The 19,751-nt window shown below is 71.6% G+C and carries 14 protein-coding genes; 6 read left to right on the top strand and 8 right to left on the bottom strand.

Features of this window, described 5'->3' with window-relative positions; translation table 11 throughout:
- Window positions 1-51: 51 nt before the first annotated feature.
- The 4 genes from KV557_RS36455 to hrcA all read right to left on the bottom strand — a co-directional run bounded on the left by KV557_RS36455 (window position 52) and on the right by hrcA (window position 6,487).
- Window positions 52-3,291 carry a S41 family peptidase gene (locus tag KV557_RS36455; RefSeq protein WP_218205890.1) on the bottom strand — a complete coding sequence of 1,080 codons (3,240 nt, stop codon included), beginning with the start codon at window positions 3,289-3,291 and terminating at the stop codon, window positions 52-54.
- Window positions 3,292-3,372: 81 nt separating this feature from the next.
- Window positions 3,373-4,122: a 16S rRNA (uracil(1498)-N(3))-methyltransferase gene (locus KV557_RS36450; RefSeq protein WP_218205889.1), complete on the bottom strand. Its 750-nt coding sequence runs from the start codon at window positions 4,120-4,122 to the stop codon at window positions 3,373-3,375.
- Window positions 4,123-4,237: 115 nt separating this feature from the next.
- Window positions 4,238-5,380, bottom strand: a complete 1,143-nt coding sequence (gene dnaJ / locus KV557_RS36445; protein WP_218205888.1) for a molecular chaperone DnaJ — start codon at window positions 5,378-5,380, stop codon at window positions 4,238-4,240.
- 72 nt (window positions 5,381-5,452) lie between these two features.
- Window positions 5,453-6,487, bottom strand: a complete 1,035-nt coding sequence (gene hrcA, locus KV557_RS36440) for a heat-inducible transcriptional repressor HrcA (RefSeq protein ID WP_218205887.1) — start codon at window positions 6,485-6,487, stop codon at window positions 5,453-5,455.
- Window positions 6,488-6,796: 309 nt separating this feature from the next.
- Here hrcA and htpX point away from each other — a divergent pair, with 309 nt between their 5' ends.
- The 3 genes from htpX (at window position 6,797) to KV557_RS36425 (ending at window position 9,230) form a co-directional block, all read left to right on the top strand.
- Window positions 6,797-7,717, top strand: a complete 921-nt coding sequence (gene htpX / locus KV557_RS36435) for a zinc metalloprotease HtpX (RefSeq protein WP_218205886.1) — start codon at window positions 6,797-6,799, stop codon at window positions 7,715-7,717.
- 61 nt (window positions 7,718-7,778) lie between these two features.
- Window positions 7,779-8,363, top strand: a complete 585-nt coding sequence (gene pspAB, locus KV557_RS36430; protein ID WP_218205885.1) for a PspA-associated protein PspAB — start codon at window positions 7,779-7,781, stop codon at window positions 8,361-8,363.
- A 24-nt stretch (window positions 8,364-8,387) separates the two neighbouring features.
- The gene (locus tag KV557_RS36425) at window positions 8,388-9,230 is read left to right on the top strand and encodes a DUF3097 domain-containing protein (RefSeq protein WP_218205884.1); all 843 of its coding nucleotides are present in this window, start codon (window positions 8,388-8,390) and stop codon (window positions 9,228-9,230) included.
- On the opposite strand, the gene KV557_RS36420 is transcribed toward KV557_RS36425, so the two are convergent.
- The 3 genes from KV557_RS36420 to KV557_RS36410 are packed head-to-tail and all read right to left on the bottom strand — an operon-like array spanning window position 9,221 to window position 13,029.
- Window positions 9,221-9,778 (bottom strand): Uma2 family endonuclease, encoded by a 558-nt coding sequence (locus tag KV557_RS36420; RefSeq protein ID WP_218205883.1) that lies wholly within the window; start codon window positions 9,776-9,778, stop codon window positions 9,221-9,223. The genes KV557_RS36425 and KV557_RS36420 overlap by 10 nt on opposite strands.
- A gap of 40 nt (window positions 9,779-9,818) precedes the next feature.
- Window positions 9,819-11,048 carry a radical SAM family heme chaperone HemW gene (hemW, locus tag KV557_RS36415; protein WP_218205882.1) on the bottom strand — a complete coding sequence of 410 codons (1,230 nt, stop codon included), beginning with the start codon at window positions 11,046-11,048 and terminating at the stop codon, window positions 9,819-9,821.
- 58 nt (window positions 11,049-11,106) lie between these two features.
- Complete coding sequence (locus tag KV557_RS36410) at window positions 11,107-13,029, bottom strand: AMP-dependent synthetase/ligase (protein ID WP_218205881.1); 1,923 nt, start codon at window positions 13,027-13,029, stop codon at window positions 11,107-11,109.
- Window positions 13,030-13,373: 344 nt separating this feature from the next.
- Here KV557_RS36410 and KV557_RS36405 point away from each other — a divergent pair, with 344 nt between their 5' ends.
- Window positions 13,374-15,110 carry an ABC transporter ATP-binding protein gene (locus tag KV557_RS36405; protein WP_218205880.1) on the top strand — a complete coding sequence of 579 codons (1,737 nt, stop codon included), beginning with the start codon at window positions 13,374-13,376 and terminating at the stop codon, window positions 15,108-15,110.
- A gap of 73 nt (window positions 15,111-15,183) precedes the next feature.
- Window positions 15,184-17,196, top strand: a complete 2,013-nt coding sequence (locus tag KV557_RS36400) for an ABC transporter ATP-binding protein (RefSeq protein WP_374106717.1) — start codon at window positions 15,184-15,186, stop codon at window positions 17,194-17,196.
- Between the two features lie 176 nt (window positions 17,197-17,372).
- Here the strand turns inward: KV557_RS36400 and lepA are convergent, their stop codons facing one another.
- Window positions 17,373-19,241, bottom strand: coding sequence for a translation elongation factor 4 (gene lepA / locus KV557_RS36395; RefSeq protein WP_218205879.1), 1,869 nt, complete (start codon window positions 19,239-19,241; stop codon window positions 17,373-17,375).
- Between the two features lie 188 nt (window positions 19,242-19,429).
- Here lepA and KV557_RS36390 point away from each other — a divergent pair, with 188 nt between their 5' ends.
- Window positions 19,430-19,735, top strand: a complete 306-nt coding sequence (locus KV557_RS36390) for an antibiotic biosynthesis monooxygenase family protein (protein ID WP_218205878.1) — start codon at window positions 19,430-19,432, stop codon at window positions 19,733-19,735.
- Window positions 19,736-19,751 lie beyond the last annotated feature (16 nt).

Raw genomic sequence — 19,751 nt, 5'->3', positions numbered from 1 at the left:
CGGAGTGGGAAGTCGGCCCGTCCGACTTCCCACTCCGGGCCCGGCGTTCGGCTACTCCCAGGGCAGCGGCGGCGCCGTCCGGGCCGGGGTCCCGGCGAGCGCCGCGAGGGCGATCCGGACGCCGGTGGCCAGCTGTGGGTCCTCGCCCGCGGCCCACTGGTGCGGCGCGATCGGCACCTCGACGTCCGGGTCGACGCCGTGGTTCTCCACGCCCCAGCCGTAGTTCTCCAGCCAGAACGCGTACTTGGGCTGGGTGACCAGGGTGCCGTCGACCAGCCGGTACTTGCTGTCGATGCCGATCACGCCGCCCCACGTCCGGGTGCCGACCACCGGGCCGAGCTTCAGCGCCTGGATCGCGGCGTTGACGATGTCGCCGTCCGAACCGGAGTACTCGTTGGCGAGCGCGACGATCGGCCCGCGCGGGGCGTCGCCGGGGTAGGGCACCGGGCTGGCGATGTCCCGGGCGACGTCCCAGCCGACGATCCGGCGGGCCAGCTTCTCGATCACCAGCTGCGAGGTGTGGCCGCCGCGGTTCTCCCGGATGTCGACGATCACGCCCTCCTTGGCCATCTCCGAGCGCAGGTCGCGGTGGATCTGTGCCCACCCGGTGGTCTGCATGTCGGGGATGTGCAGGTAGCCGAGCCGCCCGCCGGACAGCTCGCGCACCTCGGCCCGGCGCCCGGCCACCCAGTCGTGGTAGCGCAGCGGCTCCTCGTCGGCGAGCGGGACGACCACCGGGTGGCGCTGGTCGGTGCCGTCCTTGCCGGCCACGGTCAGCTCGACGGGCTGCCCGGCGGTGCCGGCCAGCAGCGGCGCCGGCCCGGTGACCGGGTCCACCGGGCGGCCGTTGACCGCGAGGATCGCGTCCCCGGGGCGGACCGCGGCGCCGGGCGCGGCCAGCGGGGAGCGGGCCCGGGGGTCGGAGGACTCGCCGGGCAGGATCCGGGCGATCCGCCAGAGGTCGCCGTCCTTCACCAGGTCGGCGCCGAGCAGGCCCTGCCGCCGCGCGGGCTCGGTGTGCAGGCCGTACGGGATCACGTAGGCGTGCGAGGTGCCGAGTTCGCCGTGCACCTCCCAGAGCAGGTCGACCAGGTCGTCGTGCGAGCCGACCCGCTCGACCAGCGGGCGGTAGCGCTCCAGGACACCGGCCCAGTCGACGCCGGCGAGGTCCGGGCGCCAGAAGTTGTCGCGCATCAGGCGGCCGTTCTCGGCGTACATCTGGCGCCACTCGGCGGCCGGGTCGACCGCCACCCGCAGCCGGGCGAGGTCGACCGTCGTCTCGTCGTCCTCGCCGCCGGCCTTGTGGTCGGCCGGGACGATCCGCAGCTCGCCCTCGTCCACGACCGCCAGCCGGGTGCCGTCGCCGCTGACCGCGAACCCGTCCAGGCCGTGCACGAGTTGCTCGACGCGGCGCTTCTTCAGGTCGAAGCGCTCCAGCGTGGGCCGGGGCCGCTCGTCCTCCAACGAGGCCGCCTCGTCGCCGAGTTCGCCGAGCAGCGGGACGCGCGTCCAGAGCACACCGTCCTTGCCGGCCCGGAGCGAGCCGAACCGGCCACCCTCCACCGGGAACGGGACGATCCGGTCGGCGATGCCGTCCAGGTCGACCCTGGTCACCGGCGGGGCGTCGGCGGCACCCTCCTCACCGTCCGTCTTCTTGCCGCGCGGCTCGTCGTCCTCCCCGCCGGGCACCCGGCCGGCCCGCTGCGGACCGAACGGGGACGGCGTGTCGGCGGCCAGCGTGATCAGGTACGGGCGGCAGCCGTTGGGGAACGACAGGTCGAAGACGTGCGAGTCGTAGACCGGGTCGAAGTTGCGGATCGACAGGAACGCCAGGTACCGGCCGTCCGCGGTGAAGGCCGGCGAGGTGTCGACGAAGCGCTGCTGGGTGACCTCGCTGACCGTCCGGGTGGCCAGGTTCGCCAGCACGATCTGGCGCAGCGACCAGGCGCCGGTGCCCGGCACCGGGCGCGACCAGGCCAGCCAGGCCGAGTCCGGGCTGAAGACCAGCCCGCCGACCTCGCCGTCGGTGCTGCGGGCCAGCTCGTGCACGGCGCCGTCGGCGAGCGTCACCAGCAGCACCCGGCCGTCGTGCACGCCGAGCGCCGCCTGCTTGCCGTCCGGGGAGACCACCAGGGAGTTGACCCGGCCGAGCTGCCCGGCCGCCAGCCGGCGGCGCTCGGCACCCTGCACGGCGGGGGCGTACTCCAGCCCGTCCTCGCCCTCGGCGTCCGACACCCACAGCACGCCCTGCGCGCCGTCCTCGCCCGGCACCACGCGGGCCAGCCGGCCGCGCACGCCCGGCGTCTCGTCCAGCACCCGGGCCGGGCCCTCGCGGTGGGTCAGCCAGTGCACGCTGCCGCGGACCACGACGGCGCTGGCCCGGCCGGTGCGGTCCGGGGCGACGCCCTCCAGCCAGTGCGCGGCGGGCACCGGACGGGGGCGGCGGCCGGTGCGTGGCCCGGCCAGCCGGATGTCCAGGGTGCGCGGCGCGGCGCCCTCCGCCAGGCCGTCCAGCAGCCACAGGTCGCCGGCCCGGTGCCAGACCACCCGGGTGCCGTCGGTGGCGGCGTTGCGGACGTAGAAGCCCTCCGGGGAGGTCGTGTGGCGGCGCAGGTCGGAGCCGTCGGGAAGGCTGGAGTACAGCTCGCCGACGCCCTCGTGGTCGGAGAGGAAGGCGATTCTCTCTCCCGCCCACAGCGGCGAGGAGAGCTGGCCGTCCAGCTCCTCGTGGACCCGGACGAACTCGTCCCGGCCGATCCACAGCTTGCCCGCCCGGCCGCCCCGGTAGCGCTTCCACCAGGCCGGCTCGCGGTTGTTGACGGTGCTCAGCAGCACGCGGTCGCCGTCCGGCTCGAAGGCCAGCCCGCCGACCGGGCCGTACGGCAGCCGCACCGGCTCGCCGCCGTCCAGCGGCACCGCGTGCGCCCAGGTGCGGCGCAGGGTGGCCTGGCCGGCGGTGGTGGTGGCGATCGGGCGGCCGTCGGCGGTCCAGCCCTGGAGCTGGGTCTGGTCGCTGCCCCAGTGGGTCAGCCGCCGGGACGGGCCGCCGTCCACCGGCACGACGTGCACCTCGGGCGCGCCGTCCCGGGTGGAGGTGAAGGCGATGTGCCGCCCGTCCGGGGAGAACCGCGGGTGGTGGACGGGCAGGTGATCGGCCGTCAGCCGCCAGGCCCGGCCCCCGTCCAGTGGCGCGAGCCAGACGTCGTTCTCGGCGACGAAGGTGACCAGGTCACCGTGCAGATGAGGGTGGCGCAGATACGCGCCCGCAGAGGTGCTGAGGGGTTCCGTCACGCGGCCAGCGTAGGCACGTGTGCGCACGAGGCGCGCCGGTTTTACCTGACTCCCACCCGCAGGGCGAGCCGCGCGCCCGGGTCAGCTCCAGCGGCCGGTGCGGCCCAGCAGCAGCGCCCCGGCGGCCACTCCGGCGGTGGAGGTGCGCAGCACCGACGGGCCCAGCCGGTACGGCTTCGCGCCCGCCTCGGCGAACGCGGCCAGCTCCTCCGGGGAGACGCCGCCCTCGGGGCCGACCACGAGCACGATGTCCCCGGCCTCCGGCAGCGCGGCCAGCGCCAGCGGCTCGGCGCCCTCCTCGTGCAGCACCGCGGCGAACGCGGCCCCGGCGAGGACGGGGGCCAGCTGCCGGGTGGTCATCGGCTCGCACACCTCGGGGAAGCGCAGCCGGCGGGACTGCTTGCCCGCCTCCCGGGCGGTGGCCCGCCACTTGGCGAGCGCCTTGGCGCCCCGGTCGCCCTTCCACTGGGTGATGCAGCGCGAGGCGGACCACGGGATCACCACGTCCACGCCGACCTCGGTCATGGTCTCCACGGCCAGCTCGCCGCGGTCGCCCTTGGGCAGCGCCTGGACGACGACGATCCGCGGCGCCGGCTCCGGTTCGCGGCGCACGGCGGCCACCGTGACGTCGATCGCGTCCTTGCCGAGCACCTCGGCGACCGTCCCGTCCACGCCGAGCCCCAGCCCGTCGGCCAGGGTCACCGCCTCGCCGGGCTCCAGCCGCTTCACCGCCGCCGCGTGCCGCCCCTCCGGCCCGTCCAGCCGCACCACGGCCCCGGGCGCGGCGGCGGTGAGCCGCCCGGTCTCGACGACGAACACGGGGGCGGTCATGCGGGGAACCTCCGGTTGGTGGGGCGCAGCGCCCACGCGAAAGGGGGAACGCGGAACGAAAGGGGGAACGCGAAAGGGGTGCCGGGACAGTTACCCGGCACCCCTCCGCGGACGGCTACCGGCCGTTGAACGCGTCCTTCAGGCGCGAGAACAGGCCCTGCTGGCCCGGCGCGAACTGGCCGGACGGCCGCTCCTCGCCGCGCAGCACCGCGAGCCGGCGCAGCAGTTCCTCCTGCTCGGCGTCGAGCTTGGTGGGCGTCTGCACCTCGACATGCACTATCAGGTCGCCCCGGCCGCCCCCGCGCAGGTGGGTGATGCCGCGGCCGTGCAGCGGGATCGACTGGCCGGACTGGGTGCCGGGCCGGATGTCGATCTCCTCCAGCCCGTCCAGGGTCTGCAGCGGCACCTGGGTGCCGAGCGAGGCGGCCGTCATCGGGATGGTGACGGTGCAGTGCAGGTCGTCCCCGCGCCGCTGGAAGACGGCGTGCGTGGTCTCGGCGATCTCGACGTACAGATCGCCGGCCGGGCCGCCGCCGGGGCCGACCTCGCCCTCGCCGGCCAACTGGATCCGGGTGCCGTTGTCGACACCGGCCGGGATCTTGACGGTCAGGGTACGGCGGGCGCGGACCCGGCCGTCGCCGGCACACTCCGGGCACGGGGTCGGCACGACGGTGCCGAAGCCCTGGCACTGCGGGCAGGGCCGGGAGGTCATGACCTGGCCCAGGAAGGACCGGGTGACCTGGGAGACCTCGCCCTTGCCGCGACACATGTCACAGGTCTGCGCGGAGGTGCCGGGCGCGGCGCCCTCGCCGCTGCAGGTGGTGCAGGTGACGGCCGTGTCGACCTGGAGTTCCTTGGTGGTGCCGAAGGCGGCCTCCTCCAGGGTGATCTCCAGCCGGATCATGGCGTCCTGGCCGCGGCGGGTCCGCGAGCGCGGGCCGCGCTGGCCGGCCGCGGCGCCGAAGAAGGCGTCCATGATGTCGGAGAAGCCGAAGCCCGCCGCGCCGGCGCCGAAGCCGCCCGCGCCACCGCCGCCGCCCGGCGACAGCGGGTCGCCCCCGAGGTCGTAGACCTGGCGCTTCTGCGGGTCGGAGAGCACCTCGTAGGCGGCGTTGATCTCCTTGAACCGCTCCTGCGTCTTCGGGTCCGGGTTGACGTCCGGGTGCAGTTCGCGTGCCAGGCGCCGGAACGCCTTCTTGATCTCGTCCTGCCCCGCATCCCGTCGGACGCCGAGTACCGCGTAGTAGTCCGTGGCCACCTAATGCTCCGCTTGTTCCGCCAGTAGTAGTGCTTGCGACTGAGCCCGCCACCTCTGTGACGGTGCCCCTTACTAGGACTCGGCCAGGATCTGACCCACGTAGCGTGCCACCGCTCGCACCGCCCCCATTGTGCCCGGGTAGTCCATCCGGGTCGGACCGATCACACCCAGTTTGGCCACGCTCTCGTCGCCCGAACCGTAACCGACCGACACCACCGAGGTGGAATTCAGCCCCTCGTAGGCGTTCTCCCGCCCGATCCGGACCGTCATCGCGGCGTCCGTGGTCTCACCCAGGAGGCGGAGCAGGACGACCTGTTCCTCCAGCGCCTCCAGCACCGGCTGGATGGTCAGCGGGAAGTCGTGGCCGAGGCGGGTCAGGTTGGCCGTGCCGGCCAGCATGATCCGCTCCTCGTTCTGCTCGGCGAGCGCCTCGAACAGCGTCGCCAGGACCGTACTGACGGTCGCCCGGTCGACCTGCTCGAACATCGCGGGCAGCTCCTCCAGCGCCGCCGGGACGTCCGGCAGGCGCTGGCCGACGGCCCGCGCGTTGATCCGGGCCCGCAGGTCCGCCAGGACGGTCTCGCCGACCGTGCCCGGGCAGTCGACCATCCGCTGCTCGACCCGGCCGGTGTTGGTGATCAGGACCAGCATCACCTTGGCCGGGGCCAGCGCGACCAGCTCGATGTGCCGGACGGTGGATCTGGTCAGCGACGGGTACTGCACCACGGCGACCTGCCGGGTGAGCTGTGCGAGCAGCCGCACGGTGCGCGCGACCACGTCGTCCAGGTCGACCGCGCCGTCCAGGAAGTGCCGGATCGCCCGGCGCTCGGGGGCGCTCATCGGCTTGATCTCGGCGAGCTTGTCGACGAACAGGCGGTACCCCTTGTCGCTGGGGATGCGCCCGGCGCTGGTGTGCGGCTGGTGGATGTACCCCTCCTCCTCCAGCGCCGCCATGTCGTTGCGGACGGTGGCCGGGGACACCCCGAGGTTGTGCCGCTCCACCAGGGCCTTGGAGCCGACCGGCTCCTCGGTGCCCACGTAGTCCTGGACGATCGCGCGGAGCACGGCGAGCTTGCGGTCGTCCAGCTGGCGGACCTCACCGGCCATGGGGCACGCACCTCCGTCTTCGCACGTTGTCCGTTGTGGCCGTACTTCGCAGTCCGTACTGCCTAGCACTGCCCTGCGCAGTCCGTTACTGCGCAGTCACGCATGCTGCGGGCCGCTCCGGGAGGACCCCGGTTTTGGCACTCTGCATACACGAGTGCCAGAACCGTACCTGCCAGTGTACGGCCCGGGTCCGACGGCAGGAACGGCGCGGCCAGGGTGATCCTGCCCGCAGTTCCCGGCGCGGGGGTGGTGCCCCAGGGCCGTCCGAGTGGCAGCATCGATAGCGAACGGCGAATGGAGGAGCAAGAGATGTCGAGCTCGGGCCAGCACACCCGTTTCGCGCCCGACCGCGGCCTGACCGGCCGCATGGTCGCGACGATGTTCGTGATCGGGCTGCTGTACGTCGGTTTCACCGGCCTGCTGATCGCGCTGCTGCGCGGCGCCTGGCCGCTGATCGTGCTGATTTCCGGCGGGCTGTTCGTGGCCCAGTTCTGGTTCAGCGACAAGATCACCGAACGGGCGATGGGCGCCCGCCAGGTGACCCCGGAGCAGTACCCGCAGCTGCACGGCACCGTCGACCGGCTCTGCGCCCTCGCCGACATGCCCAAGCCCAGGGTGGCGGTCGCCGACAACGACATGCCGAACGCCTTCGCCACCGGCCGCAACCCGGAGAACACCGTGGTGTGCGTCACCACCGGGCTGCTGCGGCGGCTGGAACCCGAGGAACTGGAGGGTGTGCTCGCGCACGAGCTGTCGCACGTCGCCCACCGGGACGTCGCGGTGATGACCATCGCCGGGTTCCTCGGCGTGCTCGCCGGGGCGATGACCCGGATCGCGGTCTACGGCGGGTTCATGGGCGGCGGGCGCAACAACAACGACCAGAACGCGGCCATCGCCGCACTGATCATCCCGCTGGTGTCGATGGTCGTCTACGCCATCAGCTTCCTGCTCACCCGCCTGCTCTCCCGCTACCGGGAGCTCGCCGCCGACCGCGCCGCCGCCCAGCTCACCGGCCGGCCCAGCGCGCTCGCGTCGGCGCTCACCAAGGTCACCGGGCAGATCGCCGCGATCCCCACCAAGGACCTCCGCCAGGCCCAGCCCTACAACGCCTTCTACTTCGCCCCGGCGCTGAGCGCCCGGGAGACCGCCTCCCAGCTGCTCTCCACCCACCCGACGCTGGAGAAGCGGCTGGAGCAGCTGGCGAAGATCTCCGCCCAGCTCGGCCGCTGAGTCCTTCCCCGAGCCGCTGACCCTTCCCCGAGCCGCTGACCCTTTTCCCGAGAGGACCGCCGTGGGATTCCTGGACACCCTGTTCGGCCGCACCAAGCCCGTCAAGCCCGACCTCGACCAGCTTTTCGGCCTGCCCTCGGCCGCGCTCACCCTGGAGGCCGGGGCCGGGTTCACGCCCACCGGGCTCGGCTCGGTGTGCTTCGCGGCCGTCGAGGGCGGCGCGTTCGGCCAGGTCGAGCAGCAGGTCCGGGCACTGCTGGACGCCGACACCGAGCGCGGCGGCGTCCCGGTGGAGGCGTCCAAGGACGGCTACGGCTACTCGTGGCTGCTCGCCCGGCACACCCCCGAGGAGCTGCCGGAGCTGGTGAACGACCTGCACGCGGTCAACAGCGAGCTGGAGGCGAACGGCTTCGGGCCGCAGCTGCTCTGCTCGCTGGTCGCCTTCCGCAACGGGGAGGGGCAGTCGCTGGCGCTGGTCTACCTGTACAAGCGCGGCACCTTCTATCCGTTCGCGCCGATGCCCGGCGGCGGGGAGCGGCGCAACAGCCCGCTGGAGCTCCAGATCAACGCGATGCTGGGGAACGACCTGCGGCTGGAGAAGGACCTCAGCCGCTGGTTCCCGGTCTGGGGCGCGCCGGGCCTCTGACGGTCCGTCCGTATAGTCGCTTTCATGCGCAGCCGCCAGTACGGACCCGACCTGACCCCGCCGTGGAAGAAGCAGCAGCCCGCCCCTGAGGTGCCCGCCGAGCGGGACCTGGTGGTCGAGGAAGCCGCCACCGGCTTCTGCGGGGCCGTGCTGCGGTGCGAGAAGACCGCCGAGGGGTTCACCGTCACCCTGGAGGACCGTTTCGGCAAGCACCGGGTCTTCCCGCTCGTACCGCGCGGCTTCCTGCTGGAGGGCAAGGTCGTCACCCTGGTCCGCCCGACCGGACCGGCACCGTCGAGGGCGCCCGGCCGCACCGCCTCCGGCTCCGTCGCCGTCCCCGGCGCCCGCGCCCGGGTCGCCCGCGAGTCCCGGATCTACGTCGAGGGCCGGCACGACGCCGAACTGGTCGAACGGGTCTGGGGCGACGACCTGCGGATCGAGGGCGTCGTCGTCGAGTACCTGGAGGGCATCGACGACCTCCCGGCGATCGTCGCCGACTTCGCCCCCGGCCCCGGCCGCCGCCTCGGCGTCCTGGTCGACCACCTGCTCCCCGGCACCAAGGAACACCGCATCGCCACCCAGGTCACCGGCGAAGCCGGCCACGCCGTTCTGGTCGTCGGCCACCCCTACATCGACATCTGGCAGGCCGTGAAGCCCTCCTCCGTCGGCATCCCCGCCTGGCCCACCGTCCCCCGCGGCGAGGTGTGGAAGGAGGGCATCTGCCGCCGCCTCGGCTGGCCGGTGAACACCCCCGCGGCCTGGAAGCACATCCTCTCCAAGGTCGACAGCTACAAGGACCTCGAACCGGAGCTACTCGGCCGTGTCGAAGAGTTGATCGACTTCGTGAGCCTGCCGGATCAGGCGTAGGTCTGGAACTCCGAGGTGTCGAGTGTGATGCCGAGCAGGTCCAACGGAACCGGCTCACCGAACTTGGTGGTCCGCTCGGACACGTAGTCCGGCAGCCCCGAGGCGCTCGCCCGGCTGGGCTCGGTCAGCAGTACACAGACGGCTTTGATCGGATCGACGATCAGGTACACGGGAATCGTGCCCTCGGCGTAGAGCTCCCGCTTGGTCCGGTAGTCACGCAGCACACTGGTCTTCGACACCACCTCGACCACCAGAGTGAGGAGGGGCGCGGGGACCAGGCGGCCGGGGCCCTCGACGGCGTCACGCTCGTAGACGACCAGATCCGGCTGAGGTTCGCTCGTCAGCCCCGGAAGGTTGATGTCCTGCGTGACCGACCGGTGCCACCGCAACCGGGGGATCTGGTCCTGGATGGCCTCGACGATCCAGTTGTGGACCCGATCGGGCTTGGCCATCATCACGATTTCCCCCCGGATGAGTTCGGCCTTGTACCCCTCCGGGACCTCCAGATTCTCGAAGATCCCTATCACCCGGTCATCGATGGCGGTCATCGCGCGCTCCCTCCGACGGCTGGTACCACGTTAACGAAACTCAGTCCACCAGGTCACGCACGACCGCGTCCGCCAGGAGGCGGCCCTGGAGGGTGAGGACGGCGCGGCCGGCCGTGTAGGGCTCGGGGGCGAGGAGGCCGTCGGCCAGGTGGCGGGCGGCGGCCTGGCGGCCGGTGTCGGTGAGGAGGGTGAGGGGGATGCCCTCGGCGAGGCGGAGTTCGAGGAGGATGCGCTCGACGCGGCGGTCCTCGGGGGCGAGGATCTCGCGGGCCTGGGCGGGGGTGCGGCCCTCGGCGAGGGAGCGGGCGTACGCGGCGGGGTGCTTGGCGTTCCACCAGCGGACACCGCCGACGTGGCTGTGCGCGCCGGGGCCGGCGCCCCACCAGTCGGCGCCGGTCCAGTACAGCTCGTTGTGGCGACAGCGGCCCTCGGGGCTGGTGGCCCAGTTGGAGACCTCGTACCAGGAGTAGCCGGCGGCGCCGAGCGCCTCCTCGGCGATGAGGTAGCGGTCGGCGTGGACGTCGTCGTCGATCATCGGGAGTTCGCCGCGCTTGACGCGGGCGGCCAGCCGGGTGCCCTCCTCGACGATCAGCGAGTAGGCGGAGACGTGGTCGGGGCCGGCGCCGATGGCGGCGTCCAGGGAGGCCCGCCAGTCGTCGTCGGACTCGCCGGGGGTGCCGTAGATAAGGTCGAGGTTGACGTGCTCGAAGCCGGCCGCGCGGGCCTCGGCGACGCAGGCCTCGGGGCGGCCCGGGGTGTGGTGGCGGTCGAGCAGCTGCAGGACGTGCGGGCGGGCGCTCTGCATGCCGAAGGAGATCCGGTTGTAGCCGCCCGCGCGCAGTTCGGCGAGGTAGGCGGGGTCGACGGACTCCGGGTTGGCCTCGGTGGTGACCTCGGCGCCCTCGGCGAGCCCGAACTCGTCGCGGATCGCGGCGAGCATCTTCACCAGGTCCCGGGCGGGCAGCAGGGTGGGGGTGCCGCCGCCGAGGAAGACGGTCTGCACGGGGAGATCAGCGGACCCGAGCACCTTCCGGGCCAGCCGGATCTCGCTGACCACGTTGTCCGCGTACGTGTCCTGCGAGGCGACCGCACCGGAAGAACGCAGCTCGGTGGCGGTGTAGGTGTTGAAGTCGCAGTAGCCGCAGCGGCTGGCGCAGTACGGCACGTGCAGGTAGAAGCCGAACGGCCGCGTCCCGAGTCCGGTGAGGGCGTGCGCGGGCAGGGAACCGTCGGACGGCACCGGATCGCCGTCAGGGAGTGCGGAGGGCATGAGCCCATTGTCCCGTACGGCTCACCCGAACCGGTGAGCCGTACGGGGGCGGGCCGGCTCAGGCCTCGTTGGCGCCTGCGTACATCAGGGTGACGGCGTCCGCGTAGGTCCGCTCGACCACCGGGCGCTTGATCTTCAGGCTCGGGGTGAGCTCGCCGTGCTCGATGTCCAGGTCGCGCGGCAGCAGGTGGAACTTCTTGATCGTCTGCCAACGCTGGAGGTCGCCGTTGAGCTTCTTCACGAAGCCCTCGATCAGCTCGTGCACCTGCGGGTCGGCGGTCACCTCGGCGTAGGACTTGCCGGCCAGGCCGTGCTCGGCGGCCCACGGCATGATCACGGCCTCGTCCAGGCCGATCAGCGCGGTGCAGTAGTTGCGGCCGTTGCCGATCACCAGGATGTTGCTGACGAACGGGCAGACCGCCTTGAACTTGCCCTCGACCTCGCTGGGTGCGACGTACTTGCCGCCGGAGGTCTTGAACAGGTCCTTCTTGCGGTCGGTGATCCGCAGGAAGCCATCGGCGCTGAGCTCGCCGATGTCCTCGGTGTGGAACCAGCCGTCCGACTCCAGCACCTCGGCGGTCTTCTCCGGCAGGTTGTGGTAGCCGCGCATGATGCCCGGGCCGCGCAGCAGGATCTCGCCGTCCTCGGCGATCCGGACCTCGGTGCCGGGCAGCGGGCGGCCGACGGTGCCGATCCGGACGTCCTCCTCGCGGTTGACGCAGGAGCCGGCGCTGGTCTCGCTGAGGCCGTAGCCCTCCAGGATCGGGACGCCGGCGCCGAGAAAGAAGTAGCCGATCTCGGGGGCGAGCGCGGCGCTGCCGGAGACGGCGCCGCGAAGCCGGCCGCCGAAGGCCGCGCGGATCTTCGCGTACACCAACTTGTCGGCGAGCGCGTGCTGCATCCGCAGGGCGAACGGCGCGCTGCCCACCCCGGTGGCGATCCGGTTCTCCTGGACGACGCGGGCGTGCTCGCGGGCGACGCCGGCGGCCCAGCGGAAGATCTTGTACTTGGCGCCGCCCTCGGCCCGGGCCCGGCCGGCGATGCCGTTGTAGACCTTCTCGAAGATGCGCGGCGCGGAGGCCATCACGGTCGGCCGGATGGCCGGCAGGTTGTGGATGATCCGGTCGACCCGGCCGTCCACCGCCATCACGTGGCCGGTGGCGATCTGGCCGGAGATCAGCGTCTTGCCGAACACGTGCGACAGCGGCAGCCACATGAACTGGACGTCGTCGGCGCGCAGCAGCCCGCTGGCCTCCTGCGCCCGGCCCTCGTACGCCCAGCAGTCGTGCACCAGGCACACGCCCTTGGGGCGGCCGGTGGTGCCGGAGGTGTAGATCAGGGTGGCCAGCTGCTCCTTGTCGAGCGCGGCGACGGTCTTCTCGACGACGTCCGGGTGCTGCTCCAGGTGCTCCGCGCCGCGCTGCTCCAGCTCGGCGAGGGTGAGCAGGTCGAGCCCGGCCGTCTCGGGGGTGGTGTCGGGGGCGTCGAAGAGGATGACGGTGCGCAGCTCGGGCAGGTGCTCGATCTGGTCGACGGCCTTGGCAAGCTGCGCGGCGTTCTCCGCGAACAGCGCTCTGGAGCCGGAGTTGGAGAGGATGAAGGCCGTCTCGTCGGCGTTGGTGCTCGGGTAGACGGTCGTGGTGGCCGCGCCCGCGCACATGTTCCCGAGGTCGGCGATGATCCATTCGAGCCGGGTGGAGGAGGCCAGCGCGACCCGGTCCTCCGGCTGGATGCCGAGCGCCATCAGACCCGCGGCCACCGCCTTGACCCGGGCCGCGGTCTGCGCCCAGGTGAGCGAGCGCCACTGCTCGGCGCCGGGGGCGCTGTCCGCCGCGTGCTCGTCGACCGGGGCGGGGTAGCGGTAGGCCTCGGCGTTCGGGGTCAGGGCGACCCGCTCCAGGAACAGGTGGGCAACGGAGGCGGGACGCCCGGCGACGATGTCGGCCTTGCCGGAGTCAATCAGGGACTGCGCGGAACTCAACGAGGACCTCCGGGGGCGGGTGGCCGTCTGAGGGATTGTCGCGGCGCCCGTGGGGGCGGTCGCCGGGCCCTCGGTTACCTGGCCGGTACCGGCGAGTAACAAGGGGGCAATCAGCAGCCTAGGGGGAAACCGGTCATTCCGTAAGAGGGCGGACCCAGCTGGCACACCCCCGCGCCGCCGGTGCCCGCCGACATCCCGCAGGTGAACGCCGCAAGGGGCCCGCCGGGCGATTCGGCAAAGGACTGGACAAACCTCCGGCCCGCCCGCAGGGAATCGCCTGTACGAGTGCACGAAGGACCGAGAATTGGGATGCGAAAACACCCGCCGACGACAAGAGTGTGCAAGTGCTGATCAGACTGCTCAGGGCGTACTTGCGCCCGTACTCCCGACCGATCGCCCTGCTGGTCCTCCTCCAGCTGGTCTCGACTCTCGCCGCGCTCTACCTGCCCACACTCAATGCCGACATCATCGACACCGGCGTGGTCAAGGGCGACACCGGCTACATCCTGCGGATCGGCGCGGTGATGATCGGCGTCACCTTGGTCCAGGCCCTGTGCTCGATCGGTGCCGTCTACTACGGCGCGCACACCGCCATGGCCTTCGGACGGGACGTGCGCGCCGCCGTCTTCGACCGGGTGCAGAGCTTCTCCGCCCGCGAGGTCGGCCAGTTCGGCGCCCCCTCGCTGATCACCCGGACCACCAACGACGTCCAGCAGGTCCAGATGCTGGCCCTGATGAGCTTCACGCTGATGGTGGCCGCGCCGATCATGTGCGTCGGCGGCATCATCATGGCGCTCAACCAGGACGTGCCGCTGTCCGGCCTGCTGCTCGCCGTCATCCCGGTGCTCGGCATCGTCGTCGTCCTGCTGGTCCGCTCGCTGCGCCCCAAGTTCCGCAGCATGCAGAAGAAGATCGACACGGTGAACCGCGTCCTGCGCGAGCAGATCACCGGCATCCGGGTCATCCGCGCCTTCGTCAAGGACGGCCACGAGCAGGCCCGCTTCGCCGACGCCAACGGCGACCTCACCAACGTCGCCCTGCAGGTCGGCCGGCTGATGGCGTTCATGTTCCCGGCCGTGATGCTGGTCGTGAACGTCTCCAGCGTCGCCGTGCTCTGGTTCGGCGCGCACCGGATCGACAGCGGCGGCATGGAGATCGGCGCCCTGACCGCCTTCCTCTCCTACCTGATGCAGATCCTGATGAGCGTCATGATGGCCACCTTCATGTTCATGATGGTGCCGCGCGCCGAGGTCTGCGCCGAGCGCATCGAGGAGGTCCTCGGCACCTCCTCCAGCGTCGTGCCGCCCGCCGCGCCCGTCACCGAGGTGCTGCGCCGCGGCAACCTGGAGCTGCGCGACGTCGACTTCCGCTACCCCGGCGCCGAGGCCTCGGTGCTGCGCGGCATCGACATCACCGCCCGCCCCGGCGAGACCACCGCCGTCATCGGTTCCACCGGCAGCGGCAAGTCCACCCTGCTCGGCCTGGTGCCCCGGCTGTTCGACGCCACCTCGGGCCAGGTCCTGCTCGACGGCGTCGACGTCCGCGAGCTCGCCCCCGAGGCGATCGCCGAGACCGTCGGCCTCGTCCCGCAGAAGCCCTACCTGTTCTCCGGCACCGTCGCCAGCAACCTCCGCTACGGGCGGCCCGACGCCACCGACGAGGAGCTCTGGCACGCCCTGGAGATCGCCCAGGCCAAGGACTTCGTCGAGAAGCTGGCTGAGGGCCTGGACGCCCCGATCGCCCAGGGCGGCAGCAACGTCTCCGGCGGCCAGCGCCAACGCCTGGCCATCGCCCGCGCGCTCGTCCGCCGGCCCGACGTCTACCTGTTCGACGACTCCTTCTCCGCGCTCGACTACGCCACCGATGCCAAGCTGCGCAAGGCGCTCGCCCGGGAGACCGTCGACGCCACCGTGCTGATCGTCGCCCAGCGCGTCTCCACCATCCGCGACGCCGACCGGATCATCGTCCTCGACGAGGGCGCGGTCGTCGGCAGCGGCACCCACCACGAACTCATGGCCGACAACCCGACGTACCGGGAGATCGTGCTCTCCCAGCTCACCGAGCAGGAGGCGGCAGCATGAGCGAGCGAAGCGAGCGAATCATCAAAAGGTGCGCACGGGCGAATGCCCCTGCCGAGTGCAGCGAGGTGGGCGCATGAGCCCCGGCAAGCCCGTTGCGGTCCAGAAGACGCCCGACGCCGACGCGGAGCTGCCCAGCGACTCGCAGGCCGCCGCCGCCCGCCGCGGCCCCGCCGGTCCCGGCCGCTTCATGGGCGGCCAGGGCACCGAGAAGTCCATGGACTTCAAGGGCTCCGGCAAGCGGCTGCTCACCCTGCTGCACCCCGAACGGCCGCTGCTGGCCGGGGTGCTGGGCCTCGGCGTGCTCAGCATCGGCTGCGCCGTCACCGGCCCCAAGGTGCTCGGCCACGCCACCGACCTGATCTTCGCCGGCGTCATCGGCGCCCGTTTCGAGCCCGGCACCACCAAGGCACAGGTCGTCGAGGGCCTGCGCGCCCACGGCGAGGGCGGCGTCGCCGACCTGCTCTCGTCCGTCAGCTTCACCCCCGGCCAGGGCATGGACTTCGGCGCCATCGGCACCGTCCTGCTCTGGGTGCTGGCGATCTACGTCGCCTCCGCCGTGTTCGGCATCGTCCAGGGCCGGCTGGCCACCAAGGCGATCCAGCGGGCCGGCTACCGGCTGCGCCAGGACGTCGAGGCCAAACTGGCCCGGCTGCCGCTGAGTTACTTCGACAAGCAGCCGCGCGGCGAGGTGCTCAGCCGGGTCACCAACGACATCGACAACATCAGCCAGTCGATGCAGCAGACCATGGGACAGGTCGTCAACTCGCTGCTCACCGTGGTCGGTGTGCTCGCGATGATGTTCTGGATCTCGCCGCTGCTGGCGGTGATCGCGCTGATCTCCGTCCCGTTGTCGGTGGTCGTCGCCGCCAAGGTCGGCAAGAAGGCGCAGCCGCAGTTCGTCCAGCAGTGGGCGTCCACCGGCAAGTTGAACGCGCACATCGAGGAGATGTACACCGGGCACGCCCTGGTCAAGGTCTTCGGCCGCCAGCGCGAGTCCGCCGAGACGTTCCGCGAGCACAACGAGGCGCTGTTCGCCTCCAGCTTCCGCGCCCAGTTCATCTCCGGCATCATCCAGCCCGCGATGATGCTGATCGGCAACCTGCAGTACGTGCTGGTCGCGGTCGTCGGCGGTCTGCGGGTGGCCAGCGGCGCGCTGTCCATCGGCGACGTGCAGGCGTTCATCCAGTACTCGCGGCAGTTCAGCCAGCCGCTCACCCAGGTCGCCAGCATGGCCAACCTGGTGCAGTCCGGGGTCGCCTCCGCCGAGCGCGTCTTCGAGCTGCTCGACGCCCCCGAGCAGAGCCCCGAGCCGGCCATGCCCGAGCGCCCCGACACCGTCCACGGGCGGGTCGCCTTCCAGGACGTGTCCTTCCGCTACGACCCCGAGAAGCCACTCATCGAGGACCTCTCGCTCAAGGTCGAGCCCGGCCAGACCGTCGCCATCGTCGGGCCCACCGGCGCCGGCAAGACCACCCTGGTCAACCTGCTGATGCGGTTCTACGAGGTCCGCTCCGGGCGGATCACCCTGGACGGGGTGGACATCTCCGCGATGTCCCGCGAGGACCTGCGCTCCGGCATCGGCATGGTGCTCCAGGACACCTGGCTGTTCGGCGGCAGCATCGCCGACAACATCGCCTACGGCGCCCAGGGCGCCACCCGCGAGCAGGTCGTCGAGGCCGCCAGGGCCGCCCACGTCGACCGCTTCGTGCGCACCCTGCCGGACGGCTACGACACCGTCATCGACGACGAGGGCGCCGGCGTCAGCGCGGGCGAGAAGCAGCTGATCACCATCGCGCGGGCGTTCCTCGCCCAACCGTCCATCCTCGTCCTGGACGAGGCGACCAGCTCCGTCGACACCCGCACCGAGGTGCTGATCCAGCGGGCCATGGCCCGGCTGCGCACCGGCCGCACCAGTTTCGTCATCGCGCACCGGCTCTCCACCATCCGGGACGCCGACGTGATCCTGGTGATGGAGAACGGCTCGATCGTCGAGCAGGGCTCGCACGACGAGCTGATCGCCGCCGGCGGCGCGTACGCGCGGCTGTACCAGGCGCAGTTCGCGGAGGCCGTGGCCGAGGTGGACTGACCTGCTCGCGCCCTCAGCGCGAAGAGCCGGGGCCGGACTCTCCCGCCTCGGCTCTTCGCGCCCTGTCTCGTCGCGCTGGCGGGCGCCTTCGCTACGTACGCGGAAGGGCCCGGGGTGGCATGCACCCCGGGCCCTTCCGCGTGCCGTCGGTTACTTCTTGTCCTGCGGCGCCTCGGTTACTTCTTCTCCTTCGGCGCCTCGGCGTCGGTGGACAGCGCGGCGATGAAGGCCTCCTGCGGGACCTCCACGCGGCCGACCATCTTCATCCGCTTCTTGCCTTCCTTCTGCTTCTCCAGCAGCTTGCGCTTACGCGAGATGTCACCGCCGTAGCACTTGGCGAGGACGTCCTTGCGGATCGCGCGGACCGTCTCACGGGCGATCACCCGGGAGCCGATGGCGGCCTGGATCGGCACCTCGAACTGCTGGCGCGGGATCAGCTTCTGCAGCTTGCCCGCCATCATCACACCGTAGTTGTAGGCCTTGTCCTTGTGCACGATCGCGGAGAAGGCGTCCACCGCGTCGCCGTGCAGCAGGATGTCGACCTTCACCAGCTGGGCGCTCTGCTCACCGATGGGCTCGTAGTCGAGCGAGGCGTAGCCGCGGGTCTTGGACTTCAGCTGGTCAAAGAAGTCGAAGACGATCTCGGCGAGGGGGAGGGTGTAGCGCAGCTCGACCCGGTCCTCGGAGAGGTAGTCCATGCCCTGCAGCGCGCCGCGGCGGGACTGGCAGAGCTCCATGATCGCGCCGACGAACTCGTTGGGCGCGAGGATCGTGCCGCGCACGACCGGCTCGTACACCTCGGCGATCTTGCCGGTCGGGAACTCGCTCGGGTTGGTGACGGTGTGCTCGGTGCCGTCCTCCATGATCACCCGGTAGACCACGTTCGGGGCGGTGGAGATCAGGTCGAGGTTGAACTCGCGCTCCAGGCGCTCCCGGATGATCTCCAGGTGCAGCAGGCCGAGGAAGCCGCAGCGGTAGCCGAAGCCGAGCGCGACCGAGGTCTCCGGCTCGTACACCAGGGCTGCGTCGTTGAGCCGCAGCTTGTCCAGGGCGTCGCGCAGCAGCGGGTAGTCCGAGCCGTCCAGCGGGTACAGGCCGGAGAACACCATCGGGCGCGGGTCCTTGTAGCCGCCCAGCGCCTCGGTCGCACCCTTGTGCATCGAGGTGATGGTGTCACCGACCTTGGACTGCCGGACGTCCTTCACACCGGTGATGATGTAGCCCACCTCGCCGACACCGAGGCCGTCGGCGACCTTCGGCTCGGGCGAGATGACGCCGATCTCCAGCAGCTCGTGCGTCGCGCCGGTGGACATCATCGCGATCCGCTCGCGCTTGGTGAGCTGCCCGTCCACGACACGGACGTAGGTGACCACGCCGCGGTAGGAGTCGTACACCGAGTCGAAGATCATCGCGCGGGCCGGGGCGTCCTTGACGCCGACCGGGGCCGGGATGGTGTTGACGATGTGGTCCAGCAGGTCCTCGACGCCGAGACCAGTCTTGGCGCTGACCTGGAGCACGTCGGAGGGGTCGCAGCCGATGATGTGCGCGATCTCGGCGGCGTACTTCTCCGGCTGGGCGGCCGGCAGGTCGATCTTGTTGAGCACCGGGACGATCGTGAGGTCGTTCTCCAGCGCCAGGTACAGGTTGGCGAGGGTCTGCGCCTCGATGCCCTGGGCGGCGTCGACGACCAAGATGGTGCCCTCGCACGCGGCGAGGGAGCGGGACACCTCGTACGTGAAGTCCACGTGGCCCGGGGTGTCGATCATGTTGAGGATGTGCGTCGTCCCGGCGTTCGGCCCGGTCCTCGGCGCCCACGGGAGGCGGACCGCCTGCGACTTGATGGTGATGCCGCGCTCACGCTCGATGTCCATGCGGTCGAGGTACTGGGCGCGCATCTGCCGCGGGTCGACGACGCCGGTGATCTGCAGCATCCGGTCTGCGAGCGTCGACTTGCCGTGGTCGATGTGGGCGATGATGCAGAAGTTGCGGATCAGCGCCGGGTCGGTACGGCTGGGCTCTGGCACATTGCTGGGGGTCGCGGGCACCTTGGTCCGATTCTCCGTTGGTCCGGGGCCGGGGGTGTCCTGGTCATCGCTGACCGGTTTCCCGGGGACCGGACAGTCTCGTCCGATCGAAATAGTTCCTCCCATCTTCCCACGAGCACGGCGTGGGCCGCCGTTCGGTCCGGCCCGAGCCTTCCGGACACGTACGGCACGCGGCAGGATGGCCTCCCATGATCCTCGAAAGCGCCCTGCTCGACGTCCTGCCCGGCCAGGAGGACGCGTTCCTCGCCGCCTTCGCCGAGGCGCGCCCGCTGATCGCCGTCCAGCGAGGCTTCCGCTCGCTGGAGCTGCGGCGTTGCCTGGACGAGGGGCGCGGCTCGCGGTTCCTGCTCCAGGTGGAGTGGGAGACGCTCGCCGACCACACCGAAGGGTTCCGCGGCTCGGCCGAGTACCGGCGGTGGCGGGAGCTGCTGCACCGGTTCTACCGGCCGTTCCCGGAGGTCGAGCACTACGGCGAGCCGGTGCTCAGCGCGTAGGCGACGCCCGGGTGGT

The sequence above is a fragment of the Kitasatospora aureofaciens genome (assembly GCF_019192735.1).
GTDB classification, from domain to species: Bacteria; Actinomycetota; Actinomycetes; order Streptomycetales; family Streptomycetaceae; genus Kitasatospora; species Kitasatospora aureofaciens_A.
Note: the sequence above shows the minus strand (reverse complement) of the source record. Positions and strands in the feature narration are given on the sequence as shown.

Coding starts and splice junctions, on each gene's coding strand:
- KV557_RS36450 (WP_218205889.1), bottom strand. CDS start 4,122: ATGACCGCCCCCGTGTTCGTCGTCGAGACCGGGCGGCTCACCGCCGCC.
- hrcA (WP_218205887.1), bottom strand. CDS start 6,487: ATGGCCGGTGAGGTCCGCCAGCTGGACGACCGCAAGCTCGCCGTGCTC.
- htpX (WP_218205886.1), top strand. CDS start 6,797: ATGTCGAGCTCGGGCCAGCACACCCGTTTCGCGCCCGACCGCGGCCTG.
- KV557_RS36425 (WP_218205884.1), top strand. CDS start 8,388: ATGCGCAGCCGCCAGTACGGACCCGACCTGACCCCGCCGTGGAAGAAG.
- KV557_RS36420 (WP_218205883.1), bottom strand. CDS start 9,778: ATGACCGCCATCGATGACCGGGTGATAGGGATCTTCGAGAATCTGGAG.
- hemW (WP_218205882.1), bottom strand. CDS start 11,048: ATGCCCTCCGCACTCCCTGACGGCGATCCGGTGCCGTCCGACGGTTCC.
- KV557_RS36400 (WP_374106717.1), top strand. CDS start 15,184: ATGAGCCCCGGCAAGCCCGTTGCGGTCCAGAAGACGCCCGACGCCGAC.
- KV557_RS36390 (WP_218205878.1), top strand. CDS start 19,430: ATGATCCTCGAAAGCGCCCTGCTCGACGTCCTGCCCGGCCAGGAGGAC.